Annotated in this window: 2 protein-coding genes and 3 pseudogenes; 1 reads left to right on the top strand and 4 read right to left on the bottom strand. The window is 47.5% G+C overall.

Translation table 11 applies throughout. From position 1 onward, the window contains the following. From AOY24_RS21840 to AOY24_RS25470, 3 pseudogenes are all read right to left on the bottom strand, one after another. Positions 1 to 4,368: pseudogene (locus AOY24_RS21840) on the bottom strand (autotransporter outer membrane beta-barrel domain-containing protein); the annotation flags it as partial. 1,461 nt (positions 4,369 to 5,829) lie between these two features. Then, positions 5,830 to 5,961 (bottom strand): annotated as a pseudogene (locus AOY24_RS25675) (ESPR domain-containing protein); the annotation flags it as partial. A gap of 1,158 nt (positions 5,962 to 7,119) precedes the next feature. Continuing rightward, a pseudogene (locus AOY24_RS25470) lies at positions 7,120 to 7,355 on the bottom strand (transposase); the annotation flags it as partial. A gap of 346 nt (positions 7,356 to 7,701) precedes the next feature. Here AOY24_RS25470 and AOY24_RS21830 point away from each other — a divergent pair. Beyond that, on the top strand, positions 7,702 to 10,557 hold the full coding sequence (locus AOY24_RS21830; RefSeq protein WP_054177369.1) for an autotransporter outer membrane beta-barrel domain-containing protein: 2,856 nt from the start codon (positions 7,702 to 7,704) through the stop codon (positions 10,555 to 10,557). Between the two features lie 533 nt (positions 10,558 to 11,090). On the opposite strand, the gene AOY24_RS21825 is transcribed toward AOY24_RS21830, so the two are convergent. Further along, a complete protein-coding gene (locus AOY24_RS21825) occupies positions 11,091 to 11,759 on the bottom strand; it encodes a hypothetical protein (protein ID WP_235507542.1) in 669 nt (222 codons plus the stop codon). Positions 11,760 to 12,565 lie beyond the last annotated feature (806 nt).

Raw genomic sequence — 12,565 nt, 5'->3', positions numbered from 1 at the left:
CAGCAGAACCGTGGCACCGGAAGCGATATCCGTGGCTGCCGTCATACTGTTATTTGCACTGTCAACGGTCAGCGTGCCGCCGTTCACATTCAGCTGACCACCACCGGTCATTTCCCCTTTCACGCTGCCGCCCTGCGACACATTCAGCGTGCCGTCGTTCAGCGCCAGCGTGCCGGCACTCTCAACCTCCAGGCTGCCCACCGACTGGGTGGTTTTATTCAGGTCTGCCGTCGCATTCCCTTTCACATCCAGCTTCGCCGTCTTCCCGAGCGCATTGTCCGCATCCGTACGCAGCATGCCACCCAGCACCGTGGTGTCACCGGTGTAGTCGTTGCCGCTGTTCGACAACGACACCAGTTCACCCGCCGGCGCATTCGTCGCCAGATTACCGCTGCCCGTGATACGGGCTGACATATCCGCCGCGTTCCCTGTTGCCCCCGGGTCACCGGCCAGCGTCAGGGTCTGACCCTGCTGCAGGTCCAGCTCCTTCAGCCCGTAGTTCACATACAGACCGTCATCACTGCCGGACGCCCCCGTGGTGGTCAGACGGTAGTCATACGTCCCCTTCGCCACTACGCTCCCGTCCTGGGCAATGTCCACCTGCGTGGCCGCCGTGACGGTGTTGCCGTTCTGGTCCTTCAGCGTCAGGTTGCCGCCGCTGCCGGTCACGTTACCGGCACTGACCAGTTGCAGCCCCACGTTCGCGTCGTCCTGGGTCATCAGCGAGGCGGTGGTGTTCGTCTCCTGACCCGGAACATACGGGTCAGGAATGGTGATGTGCACGGTACCGTTACCTGACGCGTCCAGGGCACCTGCCGTGATGTGACTGGTGGCCACCTTCTCATCCGGTGCGGAAGCATTGAACACCAGGTCGCCGCCGGCCAGGGTCAGACCACCGATGGCCTGTTCCCCGTCCGCCACCGTGGTGGTGCTGCCGGTGTCCGCCTTCAGGGTGGCATTCGTCAGGGCCGTGGTGTTCACCCCGCCCAGCGCCAGAGTGGCGTTGTTCAGGTCAAGCGTGCCGGTGAAAGCACTGCCGGTGGTGGTGGCAAAGTCAAAATCCGCGCCGCCGTTATCCACTTTCACCGTCCCGGTCCCGGTCAGCTGGTTTGCCAGCGTTCTGGCTGTTGTTCCCAGGACGTCCAGTACGGACGAGGAATCAATATCCACAGCAGCACCACCCGCTGGTTTACCTCCGAGCGTATGGCCATTATCAAGACTGAGCACCGAGCCGTTCTTCAGGTTCACGTTGTTGTAATTCAGGATATCGGAGGTGGTGCCGTCCAGATGGTAACCGGCCGTCACCCCGTCAAAGACAGCGGTGGAGGTGCCGCTGCCACCGTTCAGGGTTGCAAAGGTATTGCCGTTACCGCTGACCGTCACCGTGTCATTCCCGGCAGAGCCGCTGACGGTATTCGCTGTGGCACCGTTCTCCAGCAGCACGCTGTTGGTACCGCTGCCGTTTAGTGCAATATTGCCGCCCACGATACCACCGTCCACCGTGACGCTGTTATCACCGGAGGTGGTCACCACATCACCGCTGATGGTGCCGGTGGTGGTGACCGTACCGGATGCGCCGTTCATCGCCACATTACCGTTAATGGTACCGGCGTTGGTGACCGTCGCACTGTCCGCCGCCATCGCCAGCGCCGCATTCCCGGCAGCCGATGCCGTAATGACCCCGGAGGCCGTGTTGGTGAAGCTCTTCGCATTCGCCGCATCCACGGTCGGGGCAACGGTACTGGCCGAGGTGAGCGTGCCGCCGTTGGTGGCCGAGGTCACCCCGCTGCCCAGTTTCAGCGCCGACCCTCCATCCGCACCGGTTACGTTCACGGTGGCAGCCGTGTTCACCGTACCGGAGGTGTTGGCATTAATCCCGGTACCGCCGCTGCCGGAGACGTTAATGGTCAGACCCTGCGAACCGGAAAGGTCAAGGTCACCGGTGGTGGCCGAACCGTCAGTATTCACAAAGGCAATCCCACTGCCCGAACCTGAGACGTTAATCGTTCCGCTGTTGGTGCTGTCAATAGTCACCGACGTCCGCACACCGGCACCGTCAGCCACATCAATGGTGGTATTGTCCAGTTTCAGGTCTGACAGGTTTGCAGCGTTCTCAATCCCGTTACCGCTTGCCCCGGCGGCGTTCACGATGATATGTGCATCCTTCACGTTCAGCCCGGTCGCCCCGGCACTGACCAGTACGCCGTGTGCCGTACCCTGTCCCTCAATAGTCCCCACCCCGCTGCCGACCAGATTAAGGGCACCAGCAGCCAGCTCCACGGCCGCCCGACCGTCAGTGGCCAGCACCGACCCGCTGTTGGTGAGCACGGAGTCCTGCCCCTGGTCTCCGGCACCGACATACACGGCTGTCCCGTTCGCCGTAATGTTGCCGCTGTTCGTCACTTCACCACCCAGCAGTTTCACCGCCAGCGAGTCCGCCCCGCTGAGCAGAATGTCGCCGCTGTTGTCCAGCGTCCCGCTGTTTTTCGCCACAAACGCTGTCGCATCCGCCACCGATGAACTGATGGTGGCCGCGTTGTTCAGGGTGGCCCCCGTGTTTTCCGCCTGCACGCTGCCATCCAGGCCGTAGGTGTTACCGTCCACAATCCCGGCCGTGGCACCGCTACCTGTAATGGTCACGCTGGCCCCGCTCTCGATGGTGGCAGCGCCCCCGCCGGTCGAGCGCACTGCTGTGGCGCCGTCGCCGCTGACATCCAGCACGCTGCCGCCGCCGATGGTCATCGAGGTACCCGCATCCGTCACATACACCCCAGTCGCATCCTTCCCGCTGGCCGCCACCTGAATGTCACCACTCATGGTTGCACCGTTTTCCAGACGGAACAGGGTTGACCGCTCGCCGGACGCATCCAGTACCGTACCGGCCGGAACGGCGGTATTGATGGTGGAGCCGGCCCCGGACACGGCCAGCATAATCTGGTCTGTACCACCAAAGGCCGGCACCGCCGTCCCCGAAAGGTTCACGGTCGCCCCGTCGGTGGCCCGCACCCCGGTGGCACCGGTACCGTTCATGGCAATGGTGCCGCCCGTCATGTTGACCACGGTTTTCGCCCCGCTGGCGATAATCCCGGTAGTCCGGTTCGACAGGTCGCCGCCGTTCAGCGTCAGGTTACCGGAGGTGTTCACCACCGTATCCAGCGTTCCGGTCGCATCCTGCGCCAGAATACCCGTCCCGCCGGCCCCCACCGTGATACTGCCGGTGTTGCCCCCGCGGGAACCTGCCTCAACGAGCAGCCCCGTGGTGCCATTACCCGAAAAATCAATATTCCCGGAGTTACTGAGCTCCGCACCGTTACGCGCAATGTACCCCGTCACTCCGTCAAGGGCGGAGTTCAGTGCAGCCCCGGCGACCAGCAGCGTGCCGGTCCCGAACCCGGAGGCACCCGCATCCTTCGTCCCGTCCGCCAGTACGCCAGCCACCGGGCTGCCCAGGGCGACACCATTAATGTCATACCCCTGCCCGTCCGCAATCCCGGCGATAACCCCCGTACCGGTCATATTAATAGTGGCACTGGTGCTGATTTTACCCTGTGCACCACCCTGCACGAGCACACCGGTGGCACCATCCCCCGTAAGGTCGATGGTCATACCGCCGGAGTTAAAGGACGACACTTTTCCGCTCGCCTTATCGCTGCCGTTCGCCACCACCGCAACAGTATCATTACCGGAAGCCGTGAAAGTGGAGGTTGCCCCGCTGCCGCCGGTGAACGCCGCGCCGCCGTCAACCCGGAACAGCACGGACTCATCCGTGGAAACATCCTGGGTGGCAGAGCCGGTGTTAGTGATGGAGGCTGTCGGGCCGTAAACGTAGTAACCCAGTTGATGGGTGCCATTACCGAACACCACATTACCCGCCCCGGAGATGCTCACATTGCCACCGTTCTCGGCGTAAGCCCCGACGGCCCCGTCACCGGTCAGGTTGATGTAGCCGGAGAGCCCGGCAGTGGATTTGTTACCGGTTGACCAGATACCATAGTTACGCAGCCCCGTGGATGCGTAGAGCAGGCTTGGGCCCACGTTGATGACGCCCGAGGAGGAGGCCAGACCGCCACCGTAAACGTACAGGCCGGTACCGTTGGCACCGTTCAGGTTAATGGTCCCGCCATTATCAACAGTACCGATGGCGTTACTATAAATGGCAGCATTACGCAGCGGGGCTGAGTCTGCCGCTACAGGATAGTTACCATTATCAGTGATGACCCCGTCTGCACCCACAGTTACGTTCACGTTCGTACCGGTGGCAACAATGGCATTGGTGTTCTGCATCCCGGTACCGATGATGATGCTGCCATCGTTCACCACCATGCTGCCGGTATTAGCCTGAATACCAATATTACCGGCTGTCCTCATAACATCAGATCCACCTGCAGCAATGGGTTCTGCCGTGAGGTCATCAGAACCACTACGTCCAAGGTAAATAACACCAGCGTAATTGTTTGCACTACCTTGGGCATTAGCGTTGATAAAAGTTGCTCCATTACCAACAATAATACCTTTAGTTTGAGTGTTAGCACCAGTAGAACCAACCATTGCAACTGATGCAATATTAATTGCACCATTGTTGGTGGCTTCCGCCCCATTCTCAATATCCATTCCGAGACCAGTGCCTGAAACTAAACTATAATTAATAATGCCGTAGTTATTAAACGTTGTTCCTGTATCAGTATACAAGTCAGCACTGCTGCCCTGACCGCCTACAGTTTCAACCCCATTGTTAATTACATGCCCACCACTATCTGCCGTAATTGCATTACTTCTATGACCAGTCGTAATTTTCCCATCATTAATTATTACACCACCATTTTGTGCTTTCAGCAGCCATGAATTACTTGCATATGAGCTTATTAATGACCCACTGGCCGTAACGTGCCCAGTCGCATTTTTGCCATCAGCAAGAATTGCAATTTGCGTACCCAGTGGCAATAGCGCAGGGTCGTCAGCAGGGATTAAAGGGGGTGTCACTACATACGTATAAGTGCTGTTTGTATATGCTAACGCCAGTGCTATGTTATAGTTGTTCTGTGCAGTACTCCCACTCCCCAAATTCCCGTTTTTCAATTGTTGCTGTAGCCATGTGTTGTAAGCCTGCATGTCCGAGAGGTTATTTACTGTTTGTTGTACTGATGTCCCGTTCTGAAGCGGAACAGAAAATGTTCCATTAAATGTCGATTTTGTTAAATTCAAATTGAAAGGTGGTTGATTTGTAGAGACACTTGAAGTATCTGCAAAAACAACAGTATTTGATGAACTCCAGTTTGCAGCACCATCCGTAATATGTATATACACTGTATCCTTTACGGTACTATCGCCTACTCTACCAGACACATTCATATTAAAAATACTGCCACCAGAAACATTGGCAATCCCAGAGTCGATAAATGGAATTTTGCCAGGTTCACTCGGTGAAAAAATACTATAAGTAGATTGATTGGATAATGAAATAGCAAATGAACTAGAATCATATGTACTAACTGTCGAGGAAATATTCGTATTGGGGTCCAATACCGTGATACCTACATTTCTTGAGCCAAGTCCCAGACCTAAAATAGTAGATGGATCTACAGAGCCTGCCGCATAACCATTGTTATAGAGTTTTATTATATCCATCATCTGCGAATTCACACTAGATGAGCCTGAATAATTAACGGTTCCATTCAGGGAATAAACCCCGCCGTCATCAATATCGAATGACATTAATCCGTTATTTGCAGTACCTGGTGTATAGGTCAGATTCGAACAATCATTGGTTCCACAGGGAGTGGTTGACGCTGCTGCGGGTAATAGTAATCCGGCTGACACCACCAGTACAGCTCCTGCCATTAATCCGCTGATGCTTAATACTTTTCCTGACCGGCCACGTTTTCCACGGGTTTTCACGATTTCCGAAACCGCTGTCCATGACCGGGTTTTCTCATTCCACACAAGACGATAACAATGATTCATAAATCCCACCTGATGTTATAATAACTGCATACCACTGGCTCAGGTCAGGTCAGGTCAGGTCAGGTCAGGTCAGGTCAGGTCAGGTCAGCATAAATTTACTCTATGTGACTGTCACCTGTTCCGTTCCTTTTTCTCACCCTTTTATTCACCACTGATCTACCTTTTCATCCTGCCATATTTCCTGGCCTCTCCGGACTGCCTGTTGTTTGTACTCTGTTTATATAATAAGCATCCAAAGATATACGCCGATATCCTCACGTGATGACATTTGCACAGGAACAGTTCACCTGATACCAGGAAAAATCCATTAACAGTCAGGATGAGTATTAAAAAATGACAGAGTGATAAAATAATTAACCTGACAGTAACAGAAATGAACCATCATGATATGAATCGCTGGCATACTGCAGTAACGGAGTGGTGACAGGCCATAAAGCAAATACTTTATTAAAAAAAAGCCTGCACTACGATGGCAGGCACGAATAAACATCAGCAGTGTGTTTTTATTGTCGTGGTGGATTCCATCCTCAGATCTACTCTGCTGCAGGACTGACACTGTATTATCAGCCTAAAAAGCTGTCTTTCAGCGGAAAGCATAAAAACAATACACACAAAAAGCGATACAAAGTGAGAAACGAAATCCAGCTGCAGTATCATCAGTAACGATAAAAACCAGCCGGATACACTCTTCATGGATCATCATCCGATGGGTTCTGTCTGATGGCAATACCCGTTATGCACAATTCAGATGTTTCCCTGAAATCAGCGGACTGAGTGACTTCAGCCATCCCTTTTAAACCGGACGTATTACCAGTAGGGCCAGGAGGCGGTACATCCGGTTTGAAACATTGATTATTCTTTCCGGACAGTTAACTTCCTGATCTGATGGCCGTGATGAAAATGTTTAGTTTCTGTGGTCAGTAAAGCTACAACAATATACTCTTATGGTCTGGCAGGGTATTCAGAGAGGCGATGAGTAGTGTTGAAGGTGTGCCAGATCGTATTCAGTCAGATTTGTCATTTTCATGAAGGCGCTTCTGTCCAGGTCATTCTGCAACATGGCATAGGCAATTTTCATTGGGCTTTGGGTTCACCTTCTGAATGACCTTCCTGTCTGATAGTGTGGCTCCCTCTCTCGTTACCCTTCTCGATTTTTTATATATCCCGTTCGTCAGAAACCCGCTTCAGTTCCTTCTGGACCCGGAGGACCCGGCCCGGGTATCTGACTTTTCTTTGTCGGTTGAGAAGTCGGGCCCATACTTCTTTATTCAGGCGTAAAGACGGTGAGTAGTGGTATCAGAATGAGTTGCAACGCTGGAAGCAGAATGACCACGATCAAGAGCCTGTCTGACTGTGTCATTTTTAAACTCTTCCGGATAACGTTTACCGCTCATATGCACTTTTCTCTAAACCACCTTAAAAAACCCTAATGTGTCTGTTAAACCCGTGGTGATTCATTTTTTATTATATTGATATTATTAATGTACTATTATTTAATGTGATGTAACAGAAATGATACCAGTAGTTATTGTGTTGTGATATGTGGCTACCACAATCACTGACGATGCTATAGCAGGCATCTTTTTTGTCTTTTGGAATTATTAAGAATAATACACACAACTTTAAGAATGACAACCAGGAACATTCCAATCTAGGTTCCAATGAATACAATAATATTTATTCTCATTGATTATTAAATAATGCGCAAGGGAGACTTTGCTGTGGATTAACTGGAGTTTGATGATGAAAAAAAACATAGTCATTTATTTTGGCGCAATTTATATTTTATCTTATTGTAGTGATTTATCAGCAGCAACTCAGGTCGTTCTGAATGATGGCTCATCTGGTATCTGGTTTGATCGTGGTGATGTTATTGTTAGTGGTAAAGATGGTCAATCGGAAATAACGATGAATGGTGGTCTCAGTTGGCGATACCCAAGCAATGACCAATCGACTGTTTATTTTGACGCAATAAAAAAATTAAATCTTAATATAACCAGCAACACACCGAATACAACACTATCTGCATTTACAGGGGGAAAGGCGAATTTTTTGGCAGGTGGTACAGACATTAATATTAATAGTTTATATAATAATAGTGATATACTCGGGCGAGGTAGCCTGTATGGTATCATCTCAGGGTCTTCGGTTGATGCAGGAATTTCAACAGATAATGATAATTTTACGTCATTGCATTCAGTCACTACTGAGGTAAATAACTTAACGATCTCACAAAAAATAAACACAACAGGTTTGCTTGAAACAACCCTTAATTCTGCAATCAGATCAATACAAGGGGCGTATAAGGATTCAGGTACAGGTCCTGCCGGCCTTGTCAGGGTGAATGGTAATTTATCAATTACTCTTGACGGGGGAAGGCAGGAGGCTATCTATGTCTCCGGGAAAGGGATCAGCGACGAGGCTAAAGTCAGTACTGTTATTCTGAATGGCAATTCATCTGTTGTACTACAGAATGGCAAGGGGACGGATAATAGTGCAATCAAACTTGGTAAATCGAGAAATGTGGGTACTGGACAAGGTTATCTGGAGTCGCACGGACAGATGACTATTGATATGACCAATACTTCTGGTTCTGCCATAAAGCTGGCCGTATCCGGTACAACACTGAAAGCCGATTATGATGGCAGTTCCACTTTTATCAAAAGTAACGGAAATGCTGTTAATGTCGGGCAGAGTGACTGGGGGACTCAGAAAGCATCTACAGGTATCAGTGCCTTATTTAAGGATGCTGCATTTGTAACTTCATCACTGACAGATGCCCTTCTTAAGGTTTATAAAAATCAGGGACTGGTGAATTTTAATTTCACCGGTGGGCAAACAAACCTGAGCATGCAAAAAGAACAGTCCTGGATAATGGATGTTGATGCTAATGATGCCTCAGATTTATCATACCATAATAATGTAAACATGAATATCAATGAGCAGGGCAAGATCGCAGGCTTAACGAATATTCATGGTGACAGCGTATTAAATATCCGGCTTGATAATAATTCTGAATGGGAATTGAGAGAGAATAATACCGGAACGACATCGTCATTCACTGAACTAACCATCAGTAATGGTTCATTGCTGAAGTCATATTCTGATGACTTCATTCTGTCAGGAAATGTTACGAACGCTACAAATTCCTCTATTCAGATTTATAATCCGGATGAAAATGGTTTTCATACTTTAACGATAGATGGAGATTATTCTGGTTCAGGTGATGCCTCCATTATATTCGGGACTTCGCTTGGAGACGACCGTTCCCCAACAGATAAACTCATTATTACTGGTACGGCCAGTGGTACCACGAAGGTCGTGGTTAATAATGTTGGTGGTATCGGTGCCCAGACCCTTGAGGGCATAGAGCTTATTGAAGTCGGTACACCAAATGCTTCTGATACATTTGTCCAGAATTCACGTATTGTTGCCGGTGCCTGGGATTATCATCTGCAGCAGGGTACAGCCAGCGGGAAAAACACAAATAACTGGTATTTAACCAGTATAAGAGAGCCTGTTGATCCGCAACCGCCATCCAAACCGGAACCACCAGTAAAACCGGAACCACCAGTAAAACCGGAACCACCAGTAAAACCAGGGTCAGTGCACGAGTATCGTCCTGAGACGGGGAGTTATTCTGCAAATATGCAGGCTGCAAATACACTGTTTAATGTCAGACTTTATGATCGTCTGGGTGAAACTCAGTATACCGATGCCCTGACAGGAGAACAGAAAGTTACCAGTATGTGGATGCGTCATGTCAGTGGTCACCGTCGTTCAGGCATGTCAGATCGTCAGAGTAAAACTCAATCCAACTACTATGTTTTACAGATCGGTGGGGATATTGCGCAGTGGACAAGTACTGGCAACGATCGTTTTCATCTCGGACTGATGGCAGGATATGGTCAACAGCATAGTCATTCAAAATCCAGACTGACCGGGTATTATTCACGTGGTGAAATACACGGTTACAGTACTGGCATTTACGGCACATGGTTCGGGAATGACAGCGAAAAGTCAGGTCCATATGTTGACAGCTGGCTTCAGTATAGCTGGTTCAATAACTATGTATCAGGGCAGGAACTTCCATCTGAGCGTTATAAATCGAAAGGGCTCTCTGCCTCTCTTGAATCTGGCTACAGAATTAATGTCGGAGAAAGAGAAACAGCTTCCGGTGTTCTGGAAACATTCTGGTTACAACCTGAGGCACAGGTCATATGGTCAAATGTTAAGGCAGACCATATCCGCGAAAAAAACGGTACCCATATTGAAAATCTTGGAGCGGGCAATGTTCTTACCAGGGTGGGTCTGCGAGCCAGTATGACAAGTCATAGTGTTGTGGATAACGGGAATAACAGGGAATTTGAGCCTTTTGTCGAAATAAACTGGTTGCATAATTCCGGTCGCTATGGTGTAAGAATGAATGAAACCAGTGATTATATCTCTGGTACACGAAATACAGGTGAAATTAAGGCCGGTATTGACGGAAAAATAAGTGACCATCTTAATGTCTGGGGGAATGTGGCATGGCAGGGAGGCACTGATGGTTACAGTGATACAAAGGGTATGGTCGGACTGAAATATCTGTTTTAGTAACATATAATGTAAGCAGTCCGGCTTGCATAAAGCGGCCTGCTTATTGTTGACAGAAGGGATGTAAGGCACGGTTTTATGAGAAGAAAGCCATTTAAAAAGAAGAGCAATTTTAGTTTGTATTACTGCAATGATAAATATGTCTGCCTGAAGTTATTTGTCTTTTTTTTGATAGGCTTCTTGTTTGGTTCTGTTGCTGTTATCTGTTTTTTGCGATTGTCAACATCTTGAATCATGTTTATTTGAATAAGCACTTTCACCGTAAATATACATCATCATAAACATACATAATATCGTTGCGAGCATTTATATGATATTTTTAGTTTCTGATGAAACAGTTAATATAAAAGCATCGACTTCTAGACTGTTAATCATTTACTGATGATGTGGTACGGAATACTTTATTATGATGCATTCATATAATATATGAATGCATCATAATTGGCACTATTAAAAAATAGTCACATGCAATGCCAGTTGAAGTGTTTTTACAGAGAAAGACAGCGCGGCAGTAACATATTTTAAAAAGTACTTTAGCCGACAAGTCGTGAGATCGAAATACCAAGCTTATGCTCTATCCTTATTTTCATAGCATATATATTCTTTACACTCGTTTCGTTTCTCTGAGCGATTTTTTTTGGAAGTTCACCGCTGTATAAGGAAGAGAAAAGAGAGTACTCATTTGCACTAAGTCTTGGTTTTGTCTCTGATGGTCTTGTTACCTTTCCCAAAAATGAATTCTTTATTTTTTGTTCGATATTATCTTTTGCATCATCGTGAAATATTACTGAACTGACAATAGTTTCTGTTGTATCATTATAAAACCAGTAATGAGCAACTGCAGCCATCTTTTTATCAGCAACAAGAATTAGCCGCATTCCCTTGAATCTGTTAAGCCATTCGTCAGATAAAAAATAGCGAATGTTTTTATGGTTAAAATCGATAATAACAACTGGTTGTAAAATTAATTTCTCACTTAACTCAGAAAAATATGGCAGAATACCTTCAACAAGGAAAGAGTTATTGTTTGGCCATATATAGAATTCGAATCCATTGCAGTCTTGGGATCTGCTCTGCCCTGGAGTATTGATGGAACATTTTCTATCACAGCCATAGCAATACATGAGAGGTGTTTTGCTTTCAACATTACTGCCTTTTGATTGTACTGAGGCAGTAAATTTATCGGTCAGGTGGTTATGCATATGATGCCTTATTTTCTGTAGCTGCGTAAAAATATCGTATTTTACAATCCGATGCTTCAAGGATGACTCGTCATTTGATTAGGATTATGCTCCTTATGAATGAGAACCATCAGTGAATTGATATGAATAATATCTGTAAAAACTTTAATCACATTTTTTTTCTTACATATCATGTGATTGTGTTTACCGTGCAGTGCTGACTGGCAATGTATCTGAGTACTTAAAAAGATTTTTATTTGATGTTTTAGTTCAAAACAGAAGAGTTAGTGATACAGGCAAGATACTGCAGGCATGACAGGAGATAGGATTATTTCATGTAGAGTTATAAATAGAAGAAAACTATCATTATAAAAACGGTGATTATCACTAAAAAAACGAGGTTCTCTGATTGAAGCCATCTCTGATGCTAAAAAAAATAACATGAGACTATATTATATTAAAATTATTTTTCATTCATAAAAACCGTTCTCAAACCATAAGTTAAGCAGATTTCTGGTCAAAAATTAATAATGGTCATTAACCATACCGAAATCATTAAGTAATATTATATGATTCTTTTGTTGATTATAAGAGTGTCTGTGAGAAATCTAATTGTGGCAGTAGTGCTTTAAGTATTTTAATGCTCATTTCTGACAATTAATTGTGTTTCTAATAATCCTGGTATTTAAAATCTAAAATCCAGTTTTTCCGAAACATCGAAGTTAGCATACCAGAAGAATTAGATTATCCTGTTCTATTGCTAGCCAGAAGTTATCATGACTTATTTTCTTCTGAAAGAATAAATAAACCGTATAGTTATATTTCCA

It is taken from the genome of Citrobacter sp. CtB7.12 (genome assembly GCF_001297795.1).
GTDB classification, from domain to species: domain Bacteria; phylum Pseudomonadota; class Gammaproteobacteria; order Enterobacterales; family Enterobacteriaceae; genus Citrobacter_A; species Citrobacter_A amalonaticus.
The sequence above is the reverse complement of the archived record's forward strand: the minus strand, read 5'-3'. Positions and strand labels throughout refer to the sequence as shown.

Coding starts and splice junctions, on each gene's coding strand:
- AOY24_RS21830 (WP_054177369.1), top strand. CDS start 7,702: ATGATGAAAAAAAACATAGTCATTTATTTTGGCGCAATTTATATTTTA.
- AOY24_RS21825 (WP_235507542.1), bottom strand. CDS start 11,759: ATGCATAACCACCTGACCGATAAATTTACTGCCTCAGTACAATCAAAA.